This window comes from Pseudomonas sp. TH31 (assembly GCF_016650815.1).
Lineage (GTDB): Bacteria > Pseudomonadota > Gammaproteobacteria > Pseudomonadales > Pseudomonadaceae > Aquipseudomonas.
Genome location: NZ_JAEKEZ010000001.1, coordinates 131,463 through 153,834, shown reverse-complemented (window position 1 = coordinate 153,834; position 22,372 = coordinate 131,463). Strand labels below are relative to the sequence as shown.

Below are 22,372 nucleotides of genomic sequence, written 5' to 3'. Positions count from 1 at the left end.
GATGAGCGCCTATCTGCACTGCTTGTCGCACACGCCGCTGGTGGGTTACGTCGACCCGACGCCTGACGTGCTGGCCGAAGTCGACGGCATGATCGCCGACGCCCGCGAGCGCATCACCCGCTTCGACCCGGAGCTAATCGTGCTCTTCGGCCCCGACCACTACAACGGTTTTTTCTACGACGTGATGCCGGCCTTCTGCATCGGCATGGCCGCCCACGCCATCGGTGATTTCGACACCGCCGCCGGCCCCTTGGACGTACCCAAAGCGCTGGCCGAATCCTGCGCCCAGGCGGTCCTCGATGCGGGTGTCGACGCTGCCGTTTCCTATCGTATGCAGGTCGATCACGCGTTCGCCCAGCCGCTGGAATTATTGCTTGGCGGTTTGCAAAGCTGCCCGGTGATTCCGGTGTTCATCAACTCAGTGGCCGTGCCTTTGCCCGGTTTCAAACGTGCGCGCCTGCTCGGTGAAGCCATCGGCCAGTGGGCGCTGACGCTGAACAAACGCGTGATGTTTCTGGCTTCCGGTGGTTTGTCCCACCAGCCTCCGGTTCCGGAACTGGCGAGGGTCGATGCGCGCATGGCCGATCGCCTGATGGGCAGCGGCCGCAACTTGCCTGCCGATGAACGCCAGGCGCGTCAGCAGCGGGTCATTCAGGCAGCCCTGGATTTCGTCGAAGACCAATACAGCCTGCACCCGCTCAACCCTACGTGGGACCGGCAGTTTCTCGACACCCTCGAACAGGGGCGGCTGAGCGACCTCGATGCGCTGGGCAATGACGAGCTGTCGGCATTGGCCGGCAAGTCCACCCACGAAGTGAAAACCTGGGTCGCTGCCTTCGCTGCACTATCCGCCTTCGGCCCTTATCAGAGCGAAGGCCGCTACTACCGTCCGATTCCCGAATGGATCGCAGGCTTCGCCGCCCTTGGCGCCCAGCCGCTGAACAACAACCACTGAATCCGAGGAACTGTCATGACTGCCACTGCATTCACCGAAGCGTCCACCAGCCGTTTTGCCCGTATCAAGGAAGGTGAACTGGCCCTGCAACTGCATTACAACGACGTGGGTCAGGGAACCGAAACCGTGGTCATGCTCCACGGCTCCGGCCCCGGCGCCAGCGGCTGGGCCAACTTCCACCGCAACATCGAACCGCTGGTGAACGCCGGTTATCGCGTGATCCTCATGGACTGCCCAGGCTGGAGCAAAAGCGACCCGATCGTTTGCGACGGCTCGCGTTCGGACCTCAACGCCCAGGCCCTCAAGGGTTTGGTCGATGCGCTGGATCTGGACCGCGTGCACATCATCGGCAACTCCATGGGCGGGCACAGCACCGTGGCGTTTGCCCTCGCCTACCCGGAGCGCATCGGCAAACTGGTCTTGATGGGCGGCGGCACCGGTGGCCCTAGCGCCTTCGTCCCACAGCCTACCGAGGGCATCAAGCTGATCGGCGCGTTGTACCGCGAACCGACCATCGAAAACCTGAAGAAGATGATGAACGTCTTCGTTTTCGACGCCAGCAGCATGACCGACGAACTGTTCCAGACCCGCCTGGACAATATCCTTGCGCGCCGCGACCACCTGGAAAACTTCGTCAAGAGCAGCACCCTCAACCCCAAGCAGTTTCCGGATTTCAGCCATCGCCTGCACGAGATCACCACCCAAACGCTGATCGTCTGGGGCCGCGAAGACCGCTTCGTACCCATGGACACTGGCCTGCGCCTGTTGGCCGGCCTGCCCCATGCTCAACTGCATGTGTTCAATCGCTGCGGCCACTGGGCCCAGTGGGAACACGCCGAGACTTTCAACCGCATGGTCCTGGACTTCCTGACCCATTGATCACCGAGGCTGACATGACCCTTATTCAAGACACCCTGGAACGACTGGCCACTAACCTGCGCCAGGCCGAGGCTGACGGCGAAGCCATCGCGCCACTGCGCGAGCAAATCGGCGAAGACAACGCCGAGGCCGCTTACACCATCCAGCGGCTCAACGTCGCCCACGGCGTGGCCAACGGCCGCCGCGTGGTCGGCCGCAAGATCGGCCTGACCAACCCCAAAGTGCAGGCGCAGTTGGGCGTCGACCAGCCGGACTTCGGCACGCTGTTCGCCGACATGTGCTACGGCGATAACGAAAGCGTGCCGCTGGGCCGCGTGCTGCAACCCAAAATCGAAGCCGAAATCGCCTTGATCCTCGAACGCGATCTGCCCCGCCTCGACACCACGTTTGCCGACGTGATGGCGGCCACTGGCTGGGTCGTCCCGGCACTGGAAATCGTTGGCAGCCGCGTGCAGAACTGGAACATCCGCTTCGTCGATACCGTGGCGGACAACGCCTCGAGTGGCTGCTTTGTATTGGGAGGGCCGGCTCGACATATCGACGGGCTCGACCTGCGCCAAGCCAGCATGTGCATGACCCGCAATGGTGAAAAAGTGTCCAGCGGCAGCGGCGCCGAATGCCTTGGTCATCCGCTCAATGCGGCCGTTTGGCTGGCCCGCACCATGGCGCGCCTGGGCGATCCGTTGCGGGCCGGCGACATCATTCTCACCGGAGCACTCGGACCGATGGTGCCAGTCGCTGCCGGTGACCGTTTCGAGGCCGAGATCGAAGGCATCGGTCGGGTGGGTGTGGAGTTCACTGCCGAGTGATCGGCAACTTGCGTGCAATAGAGGTCATAACAATGAAAAAACTCAAAGTCGCCATCGTCGGCTCCGGCAACATCGGCACCGACCTGATGATCAAGGTGCTGCGGAACGCCACGCACCTGGAAATGGCGGTCATGGTCGGCATCGACCCGGCCTCTGACGGCTTGGCCCGCGCTCAGCGCATGGGCGTGGCGGTGACCCATGAAGGCGTTGAAGGCCTGACCCGCATGGATGTGTTCAAAGACATCGACTTCGTCTTCGATGCCACCAGTGCTGGCGCGCATGTGAAGAACGATGCGTTCCTGCGCTCGATCAAACCCGGCATCCGACTGATCGACCTGACGCCCGCGGCCATCGGTCCGTACTGCGTTCCGGTGGTCAACCTTGAGCAGAACCTCAACCGGCTCAACGTCAATATGGTCACTTGCGGTGGCCAGGCGACCATCCCGATGGTCGCCGCGGTGTCGCGCGTGGCGAAGGTGCATTACGCCGAAATCGTCGCCTCGATTGCCAGCAAGTCTGCCGGCCCCGGTACCCGCGCCAATATCGACGAATTCACCGAAACCACTTCAAAAGCCATCGAGGTGATCGGCGGTGCAGCCAAGGGCAAGGCGATCATCGTGATGAACCCGGCCGAGCCACCGCTGATGATGCGCGACACGGTGTTCGTGTTGTCTGAGGCAGCCGATCAGGCTGAGGTCGAGGCCTCCATCGTAAAAATGGCCGCTGCCGTGCAGGCCTACGTGCCGGGCTATCGCCTTAAACAAAAAGTGCAGTTCGACGTGATCCCTGAAAACGCACCATTGAACATTCCAGGCCTTGGAAAATTTTCGGGCCTGAAGACCTCGGTGTTCCTCGAAGTCGAAGGCGCCGCCCATTACCTGCCGGCTTACGCCGGCAATCTCGACATCATGACCTCCGCAGCCTTGGCCACCGCCGAGCGCATGGCGCAGTCGATGCTGAACGCCTGAGGAGATCGACATGACTTTTAATCCTGGCAAAAAACTCTACATCTCCGACGTGACCTTGCGCGACGGCAGCCACGCGATTCGCCATCAGTATTCGATCCAGAATGTGCAGGACATTGCTCGCGCCCTGGACAAGGCCAAGGTCGATTCGATTGAGGTCGCCCACGGCGACGGCCTGCAAGGCTCGAGCTTCAACTACGGCTTTGCGGCGCACACCGATCTGGAGTGGATCGAAGCCGCCGCCGATGTGATCAGTCACGCCAAAATCACTACCTTATTGTTGCCGGGCATCGGTACGGTCCACGACCTGAAAGCGGCCTACAACGCCGGTGCCCGGGTGGTGCGCATCGCCACCCATTGCACCGAAGCGGATGTCTCGAAACAGCACATCGAATACGCCCGCGAGCTGGGCATGGACACCGTCGGTTTCCTGATGATGAGCCACATGATCCCGGCCGAACAGTTGGCCGCTCAGGCCAAGCTGATGGAAAGCTACGGCGCCACCTGCGTATACATGGCCGACTCCGGTGGGGCGATGAACATGCAGGACATCCGCGACCGCTTTCGTGCGTTCAAGGCTGTGCTCAAACCGCAAACCGAGACCGGCATGCATGCCCACCACAACTTGAGCCTGGGCGTGGCCAACTCGATCACCGCCGTCGAGGAAGGCTGCGACCGCATCGACGCCAGCCTCGCCGGCATGGGCGCCGGGGCCGGTAACGCGCCGCTGGAAGTGTTCATCGCCGCCGCCGAGCGCCTGGGCTGGAACCACGGCACCGACCTTTACACGCTGATGGACGCCGCCGACGACATCGTTCGCCCGCTCCAGGACCGTCCGGTGCGTGTCGATCGCGAGACGTTGGCGCTGGGTTATGCCGGTGTCTATTCAAGCTTCTTGCGCCACGCCGAAATCGCCGCCGAAAAGTACGGCCTCAAGACCCTCGACATCCTCGTCGAACTGGGCAAACGGCGGATGGTCGGCGGTCAGGAAGACATGATCGTTGACGTCGCACTGGATCTGCTCAAGCGCTAACCAGGCATCACCCCGACTGGCCGCCCACGCAGCGGTCAGTCGGCCCTGTTTTGCCCATTACAACAATAAAACGGGTACTGCCCATGACAACGCTCAACCAGACAACGCCACTGCACATGACGCGGACCATCGGTCTGTGTTTCCTCGTCGCCCTCATGGAAGGCCTTGACCTGCAGGCCTCCGGGATCGCCGCCCAAGGCATGGCGGCCGCTTTCGAACTGGATAAATTACACATGGGCTGGGTCTTCAGTGCCGGGATTTTCGGCCTGATGCCCGGTGCTTTCCTGGGTGGCTGGCTGGCCGACCGCATCGGCCGCAAACGTGTGCTGATGGCGTCGGTGGCCCTGTTCGGGCTGTTCTCGCTGGTCACGGCCATGGCCTGGGACTTCAACAGTTTGCTGGTTGCACGTTGCCTCACAGGTGTGGGTTTGGGTGCCGCCCTGCCCAACCTGATTGCACTGACCAGTGAAGTGGCTGGCCCGCGCCTGCGTGGCATGGCCGTGAGCCTGATGTATTGCGGCGTGCCGCTGGGTGCCGCGGTGGCGGCCAGCATTGGTATCGCTCAATTAGCCGGTGGCTGGCAGGTGGTGTTCTGCGTGGGCGGGCTGGTTCCGCTGTTGATCGCGCCGCTGCTCGGGCTTTACCTGCCGGAGTCGGCGCAGTTTCGCAGCGTCCAGGACGTCGCCCCCATCGGCGTGGTCCGGGGCCTGTTCCGCGAGGGCGCAGCACTGCCGACCGCGATGATCTGGGTGAGTTATTTCTTTACCCTCATGGTCGTGTACATCTTGATCAACTGGCTGCCGAGCTTGTTGGTCGGCCAGGGTTTCAGCGCCCGATCAGCAAGCTGGGTGATGTTTGCCCTGCAGCTTGGCGCCGCGACCGGGACTTTACTGCTGGGCTGGGTGATGGACCGACTGCCGGCCTGGGCTCTGTCGGCGCTGATCTATATCGGCATTCTCGCTTCGCTGACCGCGCTGGGCATGGCCAGCCAACTTCAGAGCATGCTCGCGGCCGGTTTCGTCGCCGGTTTTTTTGCCACCGGCGGGCAATGCGTGCTGTATGCCTTGGCACCGCATTTCTATCGCCCGTCCGTGCGCGCTACGGGCGTAGGCAGCGCGGTCGCCATTGGCCGGCTGGGGGCGATGAGCGGCCCGCTGGTAGCCGGCAAGATGCTTGCGCTGGGCACCGGTACCACCGGGGTGATGATGGCCTCGGCACCGGGGATTGTCATCGCGGCATTGGCGATGTTTTACCTGTCAGTACGACGCAACGGCTCTCAGCCTGACTGACAACCCACTCGCAATACCCCGTACCCAAGCGGTGCGGGTTCACCCCCCAACAACAATAAAAGTGAACACCGGCATGCTCAAGACTACTCTTCGTGCGCTCAGCGCCTGCACCTGCGTTTTAACCTTTACCCAGGCTTACGCCAGCGGCTTTGTCGATGACAGCCACGCTGATCTGACGATGCGCAACTACTACTTCGATCGCAATTACGTGAATGCCACGCCCCAGGCAGCTGCCCGTGAGTGGGCGCAAGGCTTCATCCTGAACGTGCGCTCGGGCTATACCGAAGGACCTGTGGGGTTCGGTCTGGACGCCTCGGGGTTGCTGGGTGTACGCCTGGACTCTTCGCCTGATCGCACGGGCACTGGCTTGCTGCCGTACAACCCCACCACCCGGGAACCGGCCAGTGAATATTCGGAGCTGGGCCTGACCGCCAAGGTCAGGGCATCGAAAAGCGAGTTGCAACTGGGCACCATCAGTACGCTCCTGCCAATCGCCTTCGCCAGCCCTACCCGCTTGCTGCCACAGACCTTCCGTGGCGCGTACCTCAAGTCCCAGGAAATCGACAACCTGACCCTGCATGTCGGCTGGCTGGACCGCATCAACCTGCGTGACTCCACCAACTACCAGAAGATGTCGGTGGCCTCACCCAACGGACGCTTCAATGGTGCCGCCGAGTCGGACCGTTTTTCCTTCCTCGGCGGCGACTATGCCTGGTCGCCGCAATTGACATTGAAGTATTACCACGCGGAGCTCGCAGACCTGTACCGCAAGGACTTCTACGGCTTTGTCGATACTCGTCCGATGGGCCCCGGCAGCCTGAAAAGCGACTTTCGTCTGTTCGTCACCGGGGAAGACGGCGCAGCCAAGGCCGGCCCGGTAGACAACCGTAATGCGGCACTAATGCTGACGTACGCCGTGGGCGCTCACAAATTCGGTGCCGGCTACATGCAACTGACCGGTAAGACTGCCATGCCCTACCTGTTCGGCACCGAGCCGCTCGTCATCACCGAAGGCACGCTGAGCTCCGAGTTTCTCAACCCCAAGGAGCGCAGTTGGCAGGTACGGTATGACTACAATTTCGTGGCCATGGGCTTGCCGGGGCTCAATGGCATGCTGCGCTACGTGAGCGGCGACAATATTGAACTGTCCAAGCTGGGCGGCTCCAACCTGACAGAAAGCGAAAAGGATATCGAACTGTCCTACGTGCTGCAGGGCACACCGTTGAAGGGCCTGGCCCTGCGCGTGCGCAACGCCTGGTACCGCAACGACTTCACCGCCCAGGCCAGCCACAGGGACGACAATGAGCTACGGGTGAATGTCGATTACACATGGAAGCTATGGTGAGTTTCATATAAAGCAATGGAAGTCCGCCTGACAAAAGACTCCGCCCAGAGCCCCTCGACTGTAAGCTTTTCTTTTTCGCCATGGGGTGAGCTTCGCAAAGTACTTCCGGAGCAATCAGGCTGGATCAACGCCAGGCGATGGGAAAGTGCAATACCTTACGGCCCTCATCGCCGAAATTGAATGCTATCCGTAGTGAGCAAAATAAAGAGTTACTTGATGTTTCTGGAAATTGTCTGCGTTAACTATTTCGTGGCGCCGACCTGTGTCTTTTTCGATCTCTTATTTTGGCCTGTTCTCGCCTTTTTTCGAATTTCCGACCCTACATAATTTTCAACAGATTGAAGATAACGGGGAGCACGCCAGAGGGTGAGTTTTTATCGACCCCATCGACTAAACACAGTACCCGCATAGTTATCAATCATACTTCACCAAATACTTAACCAACCCAAGGAACCAGAATGAACAATACAAAACTAACTCTATTGTCTGCAATGTTGAGTTCCACATTATTCACCGGTCTCAGCATGGCATCGGAGACGGCCACCGAGCCACTTAAAATGGGGGTTCAGTCAACGCATCTCCGTATACTTCTAACCAATGATGATGGCTGGAATGCACCTGGAATTAGAGCCGCTTACGCTGCGCTGACTAAAGCTGGCCACATTGTAACTGTGGTGGCGCCTTCTAACGGACAGTCTGGCTCAGGAGCTCGAAAGACATATTGGGGTAAAATTTCCGCTGTTCATCCTGACCTCTCCAAATCACCAGAGTATAAAAATGCGAATGTATGGTCCGTGGGCCCTGTAAAAAATGGAACAACCGCCGGTGAAGGTAGCAGTGCGGTTCCTGGCTCTCCCGCAGATTCTGTTCTATTTGGGCTTTCCTCTGTGTTTGAGAATAAAAAGCCAGACCTGGTGATCGCAGGGACAAACTCCGGTCAAAATACCGGATCAACGGTCAGCAACTCGGGCACATTTGGTGCCGCTCTTGAAGCCGCAAAAGAAGGTATTCCCGCCATTGCGATCAGCCAGGAGATCGGAGGTGATTATGATGTTAACAGCACTGAGACGCCTGACTTTGGCCACGCATCTGCCTATTTGGTTAACCTTGTCAGAGCACTGATTAATAACGCCGATCAAAACGCCCTGCTTCCGCAACACACCGTGCTTAACGTCAACTACCCAAGGCACGAAGCGAAAGGTACCAAGTATACGTCTCTCGCAACGAAGGATTCATTCACTACATCCTATGCTCAAAAAACACCTGGCATTTATGAAATCGGATATTCATTTACTGGAGATAAAGAAAACACAGAGACTGACGTTGGTGCATTGCTGCAAGGCTACGCCGCTGTCACCCTGATTGATTCAAGTTATGGTGTACCGCCGGCCACAGGTTGGAATGCTTCAAGCTTGAAACTATCGAAGTAGCTTCTGTATTCAAATGGCCACTCTTTGGCCATTTGACATTTTTATATGTCTCTGTGTGCTGCTTGAGAAATAACTTACACTTGCATCCCCCTGCTCCCTATCGAGCATGCTGTTCAAGTGATTCCCCGCACTTTGGACTTGTGATCATCCAGGTGTCCTCGAACGCTTTTTACATCAGCGGCAGGCCATCCCAGAACACAATGGTACTTTCTGAAAATAAAAAAAGCCAAAACTGCAATCATTCAGTCTTGGCTTTCAGTATGTAAGTGGTCTGTCAGCGATTTGTACTGATCAACCCCAATGCCTCAGGAACATTATCAGCCTGCAGGAAAGTATGTGGGCTCACCAGCTTCCCCCCCGTCTCGATCCAACCCATGTAGTTGTCACCCGCATCCCACCCCAGCAGACGTTGCACTTCGCTGGGCAACTGCTTGAGCGTGTCAAACGGCACAGACAAATACTGGTTTTCTTCCTGACGGACACTGCCCAGGTCGAGAGCCATAGTCAATCCGGTGCGAGGCTTGTCACTGGCATTGGTACCACCACCATGATAGGTCGAGCCGATAAACAACAAAGCGGAACCAGCAGCCATCTCAGCATCGACAGTATCTTCAGGCATGGGGCAACGCTCGTCGTCCCATTTGTGGCTACCAGGAATCACTTTAGTGGCACCGTTGGCCGCGGTGAAATCAGTTAGCGCCAGCATGATCTGCAACCGCGCTTCACGGCCATAGTGCGGGTGACGCCAAAGGAAGCTCGTATCGTCGCGATGCAGCGGTTGCTTACCCTGCCCTGGGTGAAGCTGGATTGCCTGGGTCATACCAATCTGAATTTGCGGGGTGATGGTCGTCCGCTCCTGGCCGAACCATACGTCCACCGGTTTTTGCAGGATTCTGCGTGCTGCCCCCAGATACAAAGGGTGCATCACGACATCCACCATTCGCTTGCAGCGCGCAAACAATCGGCTTGCACGGCGGGTCGATGTGCCAACGAAAACGTTTTCATGACCAAAACTGGAGGTATCGAGCGCCGCATCGATCTGCCCGTTGAGTTCAAGAAGGACATCATTGGGCATGAAGTCAGCAATGATGACACCGCCATCACGCTCGATGATCTCAACGACCTGTTCTACCGAAGCGTTGCCCGGCAGGGTCACAAGGGACAGCTTGGACATGAATGTACTCCTCTGGATGGGGTGGGTGGTTTTTCTCAGGCGATCGACAACAGGAAAATACGTGCAAAGCACTGAGACTCACTCTTGATGTATCCAGCCAATCGGGATGGCTTGCCATTGATTGTCCGGGCAAAGGTCGCAGGGGTTAAAGGCGCAAAGGGGTCAAAAAGGGGATCGTATGCGACACGTCATCACGGTGTTCAAGGCGAACGCTCAACCGCTGATGACGCCTTGCGCTACGTCCGCTCAGGACATGACCATTGAGCAGCGGGAAATTGGCCCTTGCTCACCTGTTCGCCACCGTCAAGGCCGCTCTACCCTGAGTTCACCGGTAACGCGCAGGCGTAGCCCATGAACTCACAACTACAAGGGACCCTTGAATGGATATGAAACTGGCTGGAAAAGTCGCAGTGATCACCGGCGCGAGCACGGGGCTCGGTCGAGGCATCGCGTTGAAACTGGCCGAGGAAGGCGCTCATCTGGTGATCGGCGATATCAGCGAGGCGAGCAATCCTGGCGGCTTCGACGAGCGACCTGAGCTGACAACGGCCGAGCTGATTACTCAACGTGGCGGCCAAGCGCTGTTCCAGCATTGCGACGTGACCCGCAGCAGCGACTTGACGGCACTCGTCGAAGCAGCCACCCGGACGTTCGGGCGAATCGACATCATGATCAACAATGCCGGCGTCTATCGCGACGGCAAACTGATTCATGAGTTCTCTGAGGCAGAACTGGATCTGTGCCTGAACGTCAACGTGAAAGGCACTTTCTTCGGCTCCCAAGCCGCAGTCAGGGCATTCCTGCACCAAGGCGGGGGCGGCAACATCATCAACCTGGTGTCCACCGCAGGCCTGCAGGGTCACCCATGGCAATCTGTGTACAACGTTTCCAAGGGCGCCCAGGCCAACCTGACGCGTTGCCTGGCGATCGAATACGGCCACGAAGGCATCCGCGTGAACGGTATCTGTCCGACGTATGCCAAAACCGCCCTGACTCGCGCCTTGATGGAGCAGCCCGGCTATGTCGATGACTTTAGTGAAACGATTCCACTCAAGCGTTGGGGGGAAATCGACGATGTTGCCGATCTAGCGGTGTTCCTCGCCTCCGAGCGCTCAAGTTACATCCATGGTGCGCTAGTGCGCATCGACGGCGGTGAAACCCTTTCCCGCTACTCGGTCTGAGGTTCACATCCCCTCTAACGAGGGGATTTTTATCAATGCAGACGCAAGCGCGGCCGAACCTTCCTTTGCAGCAGGTCCGCGATCATCATGAAGATCACCTTTCGCACGCCATACAACGAAGCCTGGTGCATGCGATACAGGGAAAGGTAAAACGCCCTGGCCAGCAAACCCTCAACAAATCGGCTGCCGGTCAGGTTGCCCATCAAGGTGCCTACTGCGCTAAACGAAGCCAGAGAAATCAGTGTCCCGTAGTCTTTGTAATGAAACTCCCGCAGGGCCTTGCCCGCGATGCGCAAGGCTATGTTTCGTGCCATCAACTCTGCTTGCTGGTGAGCGGCCTGCGCGCGCGGCGGTACAGTACGGCCTTCAGTCTCCGGGATCGGGCACACGGCACAATCGCCCAGCGCGAAAATCGACTCATCGCGGGTAGTCTGCAATGTTCCTTGCACCACCAACTGATTGATCCGGTTGGTTTCGAGACCATCAATATCTTGCAAAAAGGCCGGTGCACGAATCCCCGCTGCCCAGATCCGAATATCGGCCTGAATAAACTCGTCACCACAGATCGTTAATCCGTCGTCAGTAACTTCACTGACCGCAGAGTTTCTCAACACTTCCACGCCGATCTTGTGCAGTTCACGATGAACAGCCTGGCTGATGCGTTCCGGCAGTACCGGTAAAACTCGCGGCCCCGCTTCGATTAAGGTAATGCACAAGTCTTCCGGGCAGGCCTTTCGCACGCCATAACCTTGCATCAGGCGTACGGCGTGGTGCAGCTCGGCACACAGCTCAATACCCGTCGCGCCAGCGCCTACGACGGCGATGCGCAAAGGTTGTGCCGCGTTGGAGGCATGCCCACTCAAGTAACGACTCAGCAGCGCTCTGTGCAGCCTCTCAGCCTGAGCGCGGCTGTCCAGGAAAAGACAATGCTCCTGGACCCCTTTTGTACCGAAGTCGTTGCTTTGACTTCCAACCGCCAATACCAGCGTGTCGTATGCTATTTCGCGCTCGTCACTGATGGGTTCGCCGGTTCCATCGATGCTGGTCGCCAATCGAATCTTTTTGTCTTCACGGCAGAGTCCGCTCATCCTCCCGTATTGAAAGTGAAAATAATTCCACTTGGCCTGGGCCACATAGTTGAGTTCATCAACCGAAGGATTCAGAGAACCCGCGGCGACTTCGTGCAACAGCGGTTTCCAGATATGGGTAAGGTTGGCATCCACTAACGTAATGTGGGCCTTGTTCGATTTACCCAAGGTTTTACCCAGGCGAGTTGCCAATTCCAACCCGCCAGCGCCGCCGCCGACGATAACGATACGGTGAGTCAATACGATTACCCCAAATGCACTGTTCACCCTGAAGTCGTAACCTCAGGTCTATCCACAATCCAGGAACATGCCTGGTGGTATGACCCGTTAGAGTCCCTCACCCATTGCCTTCGAAAGTGCAACAGGTGAACACTCATCGCGTGAAGTCAGAGGTGCTGTTTGAACCACTCAACCGCAGTCGAGCTTGAGGCCGGGAATTCACTCAAGTAGGGATCGAAATGCCCGCAGTCGAGCAGCATCAACTGCTTGGGCTGCAACGCTCGCTCGTAGGCTTTTAGTGCCAGATCCGGAACGGTAACGGTGTCCTTTTTCGCCACAATCATCAGCAGTGGGGTTGGGCTGATGCGGTCGATTGCGTAAGCCGGTTCGTACTCGTTCAACAGTTCGATGCTTTTGAGCGTGACCTCGTTGCGCCAGCTTGGGGCAACGGCGCGGTGGCTATCCATGAAGTAATCGTAAGAGTCCTGACCTGGCAAGGCGCAATCACTTTTCGGATCTTCATTCACCACTTCCATGACAATCGGCGGCTCACCGGCATAACGAGCGGCGCGATCTTGCTCAAAGTAGTCGATCACACCTGGGAGCAGGTCGGGACGGATAGCGAAACGTACGTCCATGGAACCGCTGATGGCTGGCACCTGTGAGGCGACGCATTTAACCCGACGATCAAACGCTGCAACTTGCAGTACGTGACCACCGCTGTAGCTTGAGCCCCAAACGCCAATACGCTGCGCATCGACGACGTCGAGCGTGCTGGCGTGACTGATTGCATCGCGGTAATCACGAACCTGAAGCAGCGGATCGGCCTCCTGACGTGGCTGGCCTTCGCTTGCACCGAAATTGCGGTTGTCATAGATCAACACAGCGAAGCCCTCACGGGAAAAGGCCTCGCCGTATTTATCCAGATATTGTTCTTTGACCGCCGTAAAACCATGAGCCATGACGATCGTCGGATAAGGCGCCTTGAAATTGTCCCCCGGCGTAAACAGCCACCCTTTCAAGGTCAAGCCGTCGGTTGTTTTAAAGCTTATATCGGTGCGCATCTGTCAGGCCCCTGTGTCGATAAAATGAACTGACCGGTCTCGACTGGCGAACCGGATAGCTGTTCAAAGTATCGGGATGGTGGCTACTGCCTCACAGGTGCGTCGCGGCCAAAATGCATGGATCATCCGGCCAGCTCAAACGCCTTCGGGGGGAACCGAAATCAGCGTGTTCCTCTCATTACGCCACTGCATCAAATAAAGATGAGATGTCGATACACAACAAACTGGCCATCCATCACCGACCATTGGCCACGCTGCACCTTTAGAAAATCACGGTTAGTTTTAAAGTAGATCCACTCGCTCTCCTGCGAGACCCAACGAAATTTGCGCCTTACCAACGCTCCACCATTTCGTTCGGGTTCACCTGGCAATACCCTTGGTTCAGGTGATTTTATGGCGTCCTCTGGACGCCTTTTTTTGTGCCATTCATCGCGCCCAAAAGGGCATTACAGGCGCAAAAAACCGGGGAGTCATAAGACACCCCGGCCCTGAAACCAACGAATCGAAAAATCCGAAACCTACAAAAACTTGATGGGGTAGTCGACAATCAAGCGTATTTCACTGCGATCGACTTTTGCTCGTTCGGCATCGCCGCGGTGCCAGGCCTGGCGGGCACGCAGCAGCACCTTGGCTGGACCTAATTGCTTCGTATACTTGAGCTCGACGTTGGTTTCACGCTCTCGATCATCCTTACCGTAACCGTAGACCTGATAAGGGCTGTCCTCATCCATCTTCGTCCCATCAATGCCTCTGCCATTGATATAGCGCGCCATCAGGCTCAGACCCGGAACGCCGTAGGTATCGAATTTCAAATCATAACGTGCCTGCCAGGACTTTTCTCCGGGGCCATTGAAGTCAGAGTACTGGACAGAGTTGGCCAGGAGAATCGAGTCGCCATACGCGCCCGCCCCGTTATCCCCGAAAGCTACATAGTCGAACGGCGTATCCCCTCGCACGCTCTGATAGGCCAGAGAGAGCGTATGGGCGGTAAGAAATGTGTAACCGGTATACAGGGACCAAGACGTATTGTTGATGTCCCCTGCTTCGGCTTTTCCTTCGTCCAACGTCCTGTAGATGTTGAAGCTCGCCGCCAACGTCTGTCCATCAGACAGCGGCTGACGGTAGTTCAGGTCTGCGTAATACTGATTCCAGATATCTTTGAACTGGGACCCGTACAGCGAGGCGGACAGCACGTCATTTATCTTGTACTTGGTACCGGCGAAATCGACGCTGGGCGTCGTCTTGTTGGCGTAGTAAGCAAACAACTCGCCTTTGGAACTGGTCGTCGTCGGCCCGTATCCCGCGGTGAAATGTCCCGCCTCAAGATCCAGCCCTTCAATCTCCTTGCTGAGCAGATTAAAACCTGTCGCCATCTGTGGCATGAGGCGGCTTCCGCCTGCCGCAAAGACCGGAGCAGTTGTCTGCATCTGCCCCCACTTCAATAAGGTTTTTGAAGCCTGGGCTTTCAAGACCCCGCCGGCATGGCCGTAGTCATCTTCCGGTTTTCCATCACGCCCTATCGGCAGGTTACCGGTACGTGTGGTCCCACCTCCGCCATCGAGCTTCACCCCCAAATAGCCAAAGGCATCGAAGCCGAATCCAATCGGCCCTTCGGTGAATCCTGATTTGTAGGTGGCCAGAAATCCCTGCGTCCAATCCTTTTTGTCTTTTGCCCCTCGTGTATTGTTCTGGCCGAAATAGTAGTTACGCAAAAGCAGCTCAAAACTACTATCACCGACAAAACCTTTTGGGACGGGTGAAGTGTTCGCACGTTCATCAGCTTCTACCAATTCTGGCACTGCGATGGTAACTGCCAGCGCAATAAGCCCCTGCTTAAAAGACTGTACCTTTTGTGTCATTTTATCCACCTCAACTCGTTGGCCTTATAGATGGCTCTGCTCATTCATACGCTGTAGTTGTCAACAAAGAGCACCGCTAAGCCGCGCGCCTATTCCGGCGCGCACTTGATGATTAAGGGTTAGCGAGAAACTTTTAGCAGATCGGTTTTCCAGTACTCAAGCGCATGAAGTCTTGCCTTGCGCTTTTGTTCGGCATTCATCTTCCCATACCCTTCTTGAAGATGGTCAAGCCAGAAGCCGTAGGTCGGGTTGGGCAGTATTACCAAGCGTTTTCCGAATTGATCTTTTAACTCGTCAACTTTTTTGTTTCTTTCTTCGCTGGTTGGCATTTCGAAGGCTTGAGAAAGATCGATAAGGTTATCGCCCATCAACAGAACGATATCGTGCGTCTGTGAAACTTTCTGTCTGCGCGGTTCTTTGGTCGAGCTGCCATTTCTATCCATGAACAGCAAATGACTTTCCTCGACCTGAGGGAACCCGAGTTTTTTAAGGTTTTTCAGGGTTCCCGGAACGTTCTCCAGATAACGGTTGGACACGTAGAATATATCCACACCCTTTTTGGCTACGCCATTGAGAAACTCAACAGAACCCGGCGTTGCGGCTGCATCCGCAACATCGGTCCATTCGTCCCAGAATGGGTAATCGTCCGTTCCTTCAAGCGCTAGCAGCGCCAGGTAAGGGCCGTTTTCCAGAATGGTTTCATCAATATCTACCACCACTGCCGGCTTTTTCTTATAGCTTTTATCCGCCAGCGCCTTATCCAGGATCATGTCACCTAAATTGAAGGCCTGATAGAACAGTGCTCGTGCCTCCGCCGACTTCTGAAGCCACAGAAGTGCATTGACATTGTTATTTTCGAAGCCACTCGACTTTATGCCAGTCGTACTTTCCAAAGGCGGTTTTTTTGTTTCACTGGCCACTTCCTCCGCCAATGCCGACCCCGTCACTAGCGAACAAGCCAGCGCAAGGGAACCTAAAACCCGAGTGATTTTCTTCATCATATACTCCATCCTTTATCAAAAACGGCGCTTGACCGAATTGCCCATTGCTTATCCACCAAATAGATTCAGACTTTCAATACAACTGGCTCGCGCTGATTCTGAAGTTGGGCCGCAGCCCAACATCACGCGACAGAACTAACTTACTCAAAAACTCCACGTCACCAGCGTTTCGAAAAGTTGCGAGGTATTGTTGTTACCAAAACTCTGTTTCGCAGCGTCACCAGGCAACGCAACACCATACAATGCGCTCACAGTAAGCGCCGGAGTTACGTTCCAGTTCGCGTACATATCCAACTCTTTGGCAAAGTCACGGCTGTCGACACCAGCAGGCGCTTTATCCAGGGTAAATCGATAACCCATCAGGCCGACAGTCACATCTTCTCTGGGTTTAACCGTCAATTTAAGCAAGTCGATTTTTTCGTTGCTGTTGAACAGCATGTACTCCCCGACGATCTCGCCTTGGTACCACGTGCCATACTCTCCTCCGTAGCCATAGGCCATTGCGTCATAGTCGCTGGAGTATTCGGAGCGGCGATAACTCAGAGTGGGAGTCCAAGGCAGATCGGTGAAGGTGTAGCTCAATTGGGTGTACCAGGCGTGAGCCGACTTGTTTGCATCACCGCCCTTCTGCCATACGTATTCACCGGCTACGCCTATCTGCGGCAGACTGGCAATCGGTGTGCCCTTGGCGCGCAGATCATAAACATCGACGCCGTCACGCAAGGCGTTATCAGCATCCATCGTGTGGTAGTAGGTGGCGCCAAGCGTACCGAGGGTATCGCGCCACTCAAGGTTGGCACCCCGCATCCGCAGGTTTTCCTTGTAGTCCGCGTAGTCCAGATCGGCCGTAGCAGTCAGATCAAACAGGTCCGCGTGAATCTTGCCGGTGTTAAGTTGCGCGAGGTAAGCCTGCTTGAAGGCCGTGCGTGGTCCAATCCAGGCCGCCGCATCTTTGCCCTGGTCGGCGTGACCATCCCCAATCAGGAAGCCATCGCCAATGATGAAGTTCTGCGAGCCGGCACTCAGCGAAATGGCATCTTTCCCAAGGCCAGACAAAAGATCACCGCTTTTCCAGCCGACAAAGGCTGTTTCCAGGCCGATGGATTCCGGGTCGCCGTGGGTGAAACCGCCAGCATCGCTGCCACCTCGGGTCATCGCGCCTACGGCAGAAACGCCACCAAACATCGTGCCGTAGGCAGTCTGTGGACCCGTAAGTTTCAGTGCCGGCAGGACGAAGCCTTCAAAGCGGCTGGAGGAACGATCAACCTCAAGACCGATACTGCTTGTACGCGCACCAAAGTCTTGATTGTGGTGATCCAGATAGGCAGCGCCCAACGTCACCGAGGGTTCTACGAGCACATCCCCAATATTGAAGCTCTCAAGAGCAAAACTTGAACCCGCGTACAAGGCCCCCACGCCCGCAGCCAAATAGCGAACCGAAACTTTCATAACCTGCCCCTTTCTCAATAGCCATGATGTGAAAAATCACGCACCAACCACTGGCGACTTGATAAGGATTGTCTGAGTTAGTGGCAAAGGGCTAAAGGCGCAAACGGGTCAAAAAGGGGATCGAACAAGACACAGATCAATCCAGCCTGGCAGCGACACATCAGTGCCGAATACGAGATCGATACTGGGAGGGCGTGCAGCCACTCCAGCGTTGAAAGGCTCTGCGAAAGGCCGCCGACTCGCTAAAACCGAGTTGCTCGGCAACCCGCGCCACCGGCACCTGCTGCAACAGCAATTTTTGCGCACGTTCATAACGCAGTTCACCCAGCACCTCATTGAAACTTGTACCGGCGGCGCGCAGATGACGTTGTAATGTTTTGCTCGAACAGTCCACGGAGTCGGCAACATTCGTCAGGGTTGGAGACTTGTCGAATTGGGCGCAAATGGCTGAACGGACATTGCTCAGAAAATTACGCGGAACCTCAAGGTTGGATTTCAATTCAGAGCACTGTTTCTGCATTTCACCGTGCGCTGCCGGATGAGCCCACGGCAATGGCAGATCGAGCCAGCGAGCATCAAACATTAGCGCACAGGACGAACCCGGCCCAATCGACACTGGGCACTTGAAATGGGCTTGATAGGCAGTGCAGTCGGCGCTCGTAGCACCGCGAATATTGACGGCCAGCAATGGCAGGTCTTTCCAGAGCAGGTCGCTTATCAGCCTCTGCAATGCCATCGAACAGAACTCGACGGCCAATAAACGCAGTTCTGCTTCGATCTCGAAGGTGTCACTGATATGGAGCGTCGCAACGCCGTTGACTTCGGTCAATTTCAGGACGTAACCCGTGCCGAGCGGCAACGGGTATTCAAACAACAAGGCCAGTGCCGCTCTGAGATTGCTACTGGAAAGCAGAGTGAATCCGAAAATCCCATAGGACGCCAACTTGCATCGGCTGCCTAGCACCAGCCCCAGATGCCTGTCACCCGTCAGACGCAAGGCATTGCGCAGAATCGAGAATTCCTGAGCAGATGTAATGAGTTTCAGGCCCTGATGAAGCTCTTCAACCTTGAGATCGACACCCTGCAAAAGCGCTTCGGTTGCATGTCCGGTCTCACAAACCAGTGAGTCCACCAGTGCGATGAAGTGCAGCGTAGCCATCCGATCAATCTCTTGATCCGTGGACATTGCCATGACGTGGATCCCCCTCGATAACAATCTTGAGAGGAAGGGTAGGCTTGGCCTTTGCCATCAAACAGGTGGCAAATGACCAATAAAGCAGGTGGGACTGGCCGATCTCCACACCTTGAAAATCACCCCTCGAGGATCGTCTTCAACCACAACGTTTTCATGGTATCGAGCAGGGTGTCCCAACTCACCGACTCGGCTCCGATCTGTTTGTTGTAAAACATTACGCCTTCGATTTGAGAGGCGATCAGGATCGCGTGAACCCTAGCTTTCTCGAGCGATATCGAAGGGTTAACTTCCACAATCAACTCGCTGAGTGTCTGGCAAAAATCACCGTAAATCCTCTTCAGCAAGGCATTTACAACCTCATCATGTTCTGCCAACGCCCAGACCTGAAATGAAAACGAAGCAATCCATGGGTCCAGCGTGGCGGCCATGTCTCCATCGAGTATTGCCATAAAGCGCTCTTGAGGCGGCATCGCGGTGTTGCTGGCGATATCGTGAAAAAGCGTGACGAAACTCTCTATTTTGGCCCTGATCATCGACGCCAGCAGGTTTTCAGTCGTCCCGCAGTAGTGCTGGAGGTTGCTCAGGCTGATGCCCAGTTCGCTCGCCACTTTGCGGGCGGAAAACTGCGCATAGCCGTCGCTGACGAAAATGCTCGCGGCGACTTCTATGATGTCTTCAATACGCTGAACGCGTTTTTTTTCGCGAGGACTCGCCGTTCTCTCAAACAACGACTCGGCTCGTGCAGTTTCCGTCGGCATTAGACGCTCCCTCCAGACTCAAATTAATTTCATGAACATGCCAGTTTGCTCGGGCCCGGTCCAGACGCAAGGGTAGTCCCTGCAACGTCCGGTTGACGTCGCCCACCCGACAAGATTGCAACGAATTTTAGTTCCTTCGCTTGACATAGGTCAATCGACCGTATTTTATAGGTCAATCGACCTATGCGTATTTTTGCGTCAAACACGACCGAGCAATCAGAGCGATTAATCGCCGCGTTCAGTCTGTAGCGATTTTTCTTAACTGTGATCATCACCCTCCCCGGCCCGCCATAACCGAGTAATCCGTATCGGCTCCTGACTGATGGAACCCAATCAGATCAGGGTTTGCACGCGATCAATCGACGAGGGCTGTGAAATGGTCTCAATACACACGTCACCCATCACCTTGGACGACAAGGTTTTCTCGACTGCCGAACTCCTCGCCGTGGTCGCGCTCGCCAAACATCGGCCAGATACGGTGGAAGATTGCCTTGCTAGCGCCGCGCTCACACAACAGGCCCTGGATGAGCCTTCGACCAGGGTCTCCTTGAATCAGCTTTTCATGGTCCTCTCCTCCTGCTGCTCCGCCATCAAGGACCCATTACTGGCGCTGCGGGTCGGCCAGCAGTTGCACCTGACCGCCTACGGCATGGTCGGATTTACACTGCTGAGCAGCGCAACGCTGGAAGAGGCAATCAATATTGCCAATGACTTCGCCTTGCTGATGAACTTGAAACAACAGCTGCGTCTGGGGCACCAGGATGGCCTGACAAAAATCACTTTGGTCGACCATTTCTCCTTACTTGGTGCGGACAAATACTGCTGTGGGCTGCTGGAAACCGCAAAAGTGCTCACGCTGCTCAGAGATATTCAGGGACAGGACTTCGCACCAGCCCGGGTCACTTTGAACGTCAGTGGGAGCGAACAGGATGCCGACTCCATCAGCGGTTTACTGCAAACATCTGTGACCCTGAACAGCCCGGAAAATAGCATCTGTTTCGACACCCGTTACTTGGTTGCCTCGTTGCCGCAGTCTCACAGCATCACCCATAACACCTGCAAAACCCTGTGCAAACACCAGCTTCGGGAAATCAGCCAACGTTATGACCTGTGTTATCAAGTGCAAAGGATCCTGTTGTCATCGACCCAGCGCATTCCCACCCTCCCGGAAATCGCTGACCAACTGCACCTGTCTCCCCGTACATTACGACGGCGCCTGGAAGCGGGACAGACCTCTTACAACCAGATCCTTGAAGGTGTTCGCAGAAAGCTGGCCATCAGTTATCTGCTTGACACCCCAATGACGACTGAAGCCATCTCCGAAAAACTCAGCTATAGCGACGCTGCAAATTTTCGTCATGCCTTCAAGCGCTGGACTGGCACTGGCCCCAAGGCGTTTCGTTCGCAGAATCGAGAGATCGACTGCATGCCCATTGGTCTGCAGGCTATTGCAGGCAATAGTCGATCATCGAGCATTCCGAGCATAAGGCACACTTGAGTCAACCTGACCGGTAGAACGAGAAAAGCTCCGATCAACGATCGGAGCTTGATAAAAAATCGCCAGCCGCCAAACGCCTTTCAGCGTCGAAACACTTCGTACACCGCCGGTAATTCATCCTTCTCATAGCCTTTGGCAGCAGCCTCATCCACGTAGCCGGCAAACAACTCGAGCAGACGATGTTCCACCCCCGCATGTTTCGCGCGCTTGAGCAAAGAGCGCACACCTAGCGCATGCACATGAACGGACGCTTCATTACCGGAGTAGTCTTGTTTATCGACCAGATCGACCGTCCGTTGCCAAGTGGCTTCAATGACAGGTTTGAAGACATCCAGCGCGCCTTTCAGCGTCTTGATATCGACGCCCTCAGCAGCCAGCATCGCCGCACTCTGCATCAGGCCGAAGGCGCTGCCGTACATAATGGTCAACAGCCCACCGTCGAGCAGATTGGCGGCCTCGGGCTTCTCGCCGACATAGGTCATACGCCCTCCCAGCAGCTTGAGTTTTGACTCCCAGTTGCCCCAGACGTCGCGCTCACCCGATACCAGCAACATGCACTCAGGCTTACCCACCTGGGTCGGGTAATCCATGATTGCCCCGTCCAGATAGCGCACACCGAATTGCTCGGCCCACTGCGCGCCGAGACGCGCTTCGCTTTCGTTCCCCGTGGTGAACTGCACCACCGTTCTGTCTTTGAGTAGCGGCTTTATCGCCTCGACATGGAACAACGCGTTACTGGTTTCGTAATCGGCCAAACAGACAATGATCAGCTCTGAGGCGGCAATGGCGTGCTCGAAGCTGGTCGCCATACGAGCACCCGATTTCACCAGGGCCGCGCTTTTGTCGGGCGATCTGTTCCACACCGTGGCAGTCAACCCCGCCTGAAGAAATGGCGAAACCAGGGCGGCGCCCATTTGCCCCAACCCAATGAACGTAACGTCGGACTTTTCCATATCAAACCCTTCTGACGAATAAACAACTCGGCGACACAGAGCGTGATGCCGGGCTAACTCTAGGCAGGCTCGCATGATTGAAAAAGGTGATTTATGGCCAACAAAGAGTCCTTGGCTGATCGTGATATCCGTGAGCGAATCAACACCACCCCACTGTTCAAAGGGGTTGAAACGACCAAAGTCGAGTGTCAAAAGTTGTGGCCGTCGAGCATTTGAATTTTGGCCCCC

The 22,372-nt window shown here is 56.2% G+C and carries 19 protein-coding genes; 10 read left to right on the top strand and 9 right to left on the bottom strand.

Annotated features, from left to right (window positions below; genetic code table 11):
• Position 1 precedes the first annotated feature (1 nt).
• From mhpB to surE, 8 genes are all read left to right on the top strand, one after another.
• The gene (gene mhpB, locus JFV26_RS00730) at positions 2–955 is read left to right on the top strand and encodes a 3-carboxyethylcatechol 2,3-dioxygenase (protein WP_201188835.1); all 954 of its coding nucleotides are present in this window, start codon (positions 2–4) and stop codon (positions 953–955) included.
• Positions 956–970: 15 nt separating this feature from the next.
• The gene (locus JFV26_RS00725; protein ID WP_201188833.1) at positions 971–1,834 is read left to right on the top strand and encodes an alpha/beta fold hydrolase; all 864 of its coding nucleotides are present in this window, start codon (positions 971–973) and stop codon (positions 1,832–1,834) included.
• 14 nt (positions 1,835–1,848) lie between these two features.
• On the top strand, positions 1,849–2,643 hold the full coding sequence (gene mhpD / locus JFV26_RS00720) for a 2-keto-4-pentenoate hydratase (protein WP_201188831.1): 795 nt from the start codon (positions 1,849–1,851) through the stop codon (positions 2,641–2,643).
• 32 nt (positions 2,644–2,675) lie between these two features.
• A complete protein-coding gene (locus JFV26_RS00715; RefSeq protein WP_201188829.1) occupies positions 2,676–3,611 on the top strand; it encodes an acetaldehyde dehydrogenase (acetylating) in 936 nt (311 codons plus the stop codon).
• 10 nt (positions 3,612–3,621) lie between these two features.
• Positions 3,622–4,641 carry a 4-hydroxy-2-oxovalerate aldolase gene (dmpG, locus tag JFV26_RS00710; RefSeq protein WP_201188828.1) on the top strand — a complete coding sequence of 340 codons (1,020 nt, stop codon included), beginning with the start codon at positions 3,622–3,624 and terminating at the stop codon, positions 4,639–4,641.
• A gap of 83 nt (positions 4,642–4,724) precedes the next feature.
• Positions 4,725–5,930: a 3-(3-hydroxy-phenyl)propionate transporter MhpT gene (mhpT, locus tag JFV26_RS00705; protein WP_201188826.1), complete on the top strand. Its 1,206-nt coding sequence runs from the start codon at positions 4,725–4,727 to the stop codon at positions 5,928–5,930.
• Positions 5,931–6,003: 73 nt separating this feature from the next.
• Complete coding sequence (locus tag JFV26_RS00700; RefSeq protein WP_201188824.1) at positions 6,004–7,275, top strand: OprD family porin; 1,272 nt, start codon at positions 6,004–6,006, stop codon at positions 7,273–7,275.
• Between the two features lie 458 nt (positions 7,276–7,733).
• On the top strand, positions 7,734–8,705 hold the full coding sequence (gene surE, locus JFV26_RS00695) for a 5'/3'-nucleotidase SurE (protein WP_201188822.1): 972 nt from the start codon (positions 7,734–7,736) through the stop codon (positions 8,703–8,705).
• Positions 8,706–8,979: 274 nt separating this feature from the next.
• Here the strand turns inward: surE and JFV26_RS00690 are convergent, their stop codons facing one another.
• Entirely contained in the window at positions 8,980–9,879 is a 900-nt protein-coding gene (locus JFV26_RS00690; RefSeq protein ID WP_201188815.1) for a phytanoyl-CoA dioxygenase family protein, read from the bottom strand.
• A 380-nt stretch (positions 9,880–10,259) separates the two neighbouring features.
• Here JFV26_RS00690 and JFV26_RS00685 point away from each other — a divergent pair, with 380 nt between their 5' ends.
• On the top strand, positions 10,260–11,060 hold the full coding sequence (locus JFV26_RS00685; RefSeq protein WP_169369657.1) for an SDR family NAD(P)-dependent oxidoreductase: 801 nt from the start codon (positions 10,260–10,262) through the stop codon (positions 11,058–11,060).
• A gap of 32 nt (positions 11,061–11,092) precedes the next feature.
• On the opposite strand, the gene JFV26_RS00680 is transcribed toward JFV26_RS00685, so the two are convergent.
• The 7 genes from JFV26_RS00680 to JFV26_RS00650 all read right to left on the bottom strand — a co-directional run bounded on the left by JFV26_RS00680 (position 11,093) and on the right by JFV26_RS00650 (position 19,693).
• Positions 11,093–12,388, bottom strand: coding sequence for an NAD(P)/FAD-dependent oxidoreductase (locus tag JFV26_RS00680; protein WP_201188813.1), 1,296 nt, complete (start codon positions 12,386–12,388; stop codon positions 11,093–11,095).
• 146 nt (positions 12,389–12,534) lie between these two features.
• Complete coding sequence (locus JFV26_RS00675) at positions 12,535–13,431, bottom strand: alpha/beta hydrolase (protein WP_201188811.1); 897 nt, start codon at positions 13,429–13,431, stop codon at positions 12,535–12,537.
• A 518-nt stretch (positions 13,432–13,949) separates the two neighbouring features.
• Positions 13,950–15,290 carry an OprD family porin gene (locus JFV26_RS00670; protein ID WP_201189005.1) on the bottom strand — a complete coding sequence of 447 codons (1,341 nt, stop codon included), beginning with the start codon at positions 15,288–15,290 and terminating at the stop codon, positions 13,950–13,952.
• Between the two features lie 119 nt (positions 15,291–15,409).
• Positions 15,410–16,291 (bottom strand): 5'-nucleotidase, lipoprotein e(P4) family, encoded by an 882-nt coding sequence (locus tag JFV26_RS00665; RefSeq protein WP_201188809.1) that lies wholly within the window; start codon positions 16,289–16,291, stop codon positions 15,410–15,412.
• A gap of 144 nt (positions 16,292–16,435) precedes the next feature.
• Entirely contained in the window at positions 16,436–17,740 is a 1,305-nt protein-coding gene (locus tag JFV26_RS00660; RefSeq protein ID WP_201188807.1) for an alginate export family protein, read from the bottom strand.
• 160 nt (positions 17,741–17,900) lie between these two features.
• Complete coding sequence (locus JFV26_RS00655) at positions 17,901–18,932, bottom strand: AraC family transcriptional regulator (RefSeq protein ID WP_201188805.1); 1,032 nt, start codon at positions 18,930–18,932, stop codon at positions 17,901–17,903.
• A gap of 119 nt (positions 18,933–19,051) precedes the next feature.
• Positions 19,052–19,693 (bottom strand): TetR/AcrR family transcriptional regulator, encoded by a 642-nt coding sequence (locus JFV26_RS00650; protein ID WP_201188804.1) that lies wholly within the window; start codon positions 19,691–19,693, stop codon positions 19,052–19,054.
• Positions 19,694–20,099: 406 nt separating this feature from the next.
• On the opposite strand from JFV26_RS00650, the gene JFV26_RS00645 reads away from it, so the two are divergent.
• Positions 20,100–21,191, top strand: coding sequence for an AraC family transcriptional regulator (locus tag JFV26_RS00645; RefSeq protein ID WP_201188802.1), 1,092 nt, complete (start codon positions 20,100–20,102; stop codon positions 21,189–21,191).
• A gap of 80 nt (positions 21,192–21,271) precedes the next feature.
• Here the strand turns inward: JFV26_RS00645 and JFV26_RS00640 are convergent, their stop codons facing one another.
• Entirely contained in the window at positions 21,272–22,336 is a 1,065-nt protein-coding gene (locus JFV26_RS00640) for an NAD(P)-dependent oxidoreductase (RefSeq protein WP_201188800.1), read from the bottom strand.
• Positions 22,337–22,372 lie beyond the last annotated feature (36 nt).

Bases quoted from the DNA above. Each gene is read 5' to 3' on its own strand.
- JFV26_RS00700 (WP_201188824.1), top strand. From the start codon at position 6,004: ATGCTCAAGACTACTCTTCGTGCGCTCAGCGCCTGCACCTGCGTTTTA.
- JFV26_RS00670 (WP_201189005.1), bottom strand. From the start codon at position 15,290: ATGACACAAAAGGTACAGTCTTTTAAGCAGGGGCTTATTGCGCTGGCA.
- mhpT (WP_201188826.1), top strand. From the start codon at position 4,725: ATGACAACGCTCAACCAGACAACGCCACTGCACATGACGCGGACCATC.
- mhpB (WP_201188835.1), top strand. From the start codon at position 2: ATGAGCGCCTATCTGCACTGCTTGTCGCACACGCCGCTGGTGGGTTAC.
- mhpD (WP_201188831.1), top strand. From the start codon at position 1,849: ATGACCCTTATTCAAGACACCCTGGAACGACTGGCCACTAACCTGCGC.
- JFV26_RS00675 (WP_201188811.1), bottom strand. From the start codon at position 13,431: ATGCGCACCGATATAAGCTTTAAAACAACCGACGGCTTGACCTTGAAA.
- JFV26_RS00685 (WP_169369657.1), top strand. From the start codon at position 10,260: ATGGATATGAAACTGGCTGGAAAAGTCGCAGTGATCACCGGCGCGAGC.
- JFV26_RS00715 (WP_201188829.1), top strand. From the start codon at position 2,676: ATGAAAAAACTCAAAGTCGCCATCGTCGGCTCCGGCAACATCGGCACC.
- JFV26_RS00660 (WP_201188807.1), bottom strand. From the start codon at position 17,740: ATGAAAGTTTCGGTTCGCTATTTGGCTGCGGGCGTGGGGGCCTTGTAC.
- JFV26_RS00725 (WP_201188833.1), top strand. From the start codon at position 971: ATGACTGCCACTGCATTCACCGAAGCGTCCACCAGCCGTTTTGCCCGT.
- dmpG (WP_201188828.1), top strand. From the start codon at position 3,622: ATGACTTTTAATCCTGGCAAAAAACTCTACATCTCCGACGTGACCTTG.
- surE (WP_201188822.1), top strand. From the start codon at position 7,734: ATGAACAATACAAAACTAACTCTATTGTCTGCAATGTTGAGTTCCACA.
- JFV26_RS00655 (WP_201188805.1), bottom strand. From the start codon at position 18,932: ATGGCAATGTCCACGGATCAAGAGATTGATCGGATGGCTACGCTGCAC.
- JFV26_RS00650 (WP_201188804.1), bottom strand. From the start codon at position 19,693: ATGCCGACGGAAACTGCACGAGCCGAGTCGTTGTTTGAGAGAACGGCG.
- JFV26_RS00665 (WP_201188809.1), bottom strand. From the start codon at position 16,291: ATGATGAAGAAAATCACTCGGGTTTTAGGTTCCCTTGCGCTGGCTTGT.
- JFV26_RS00690 (WP_201188815.1), bottom strand. From the start codon at position 9,879: ATGTCCAAGCTGTCCCTTGTGACCCTGCCGGGCAACGCTTCGGTAGAA.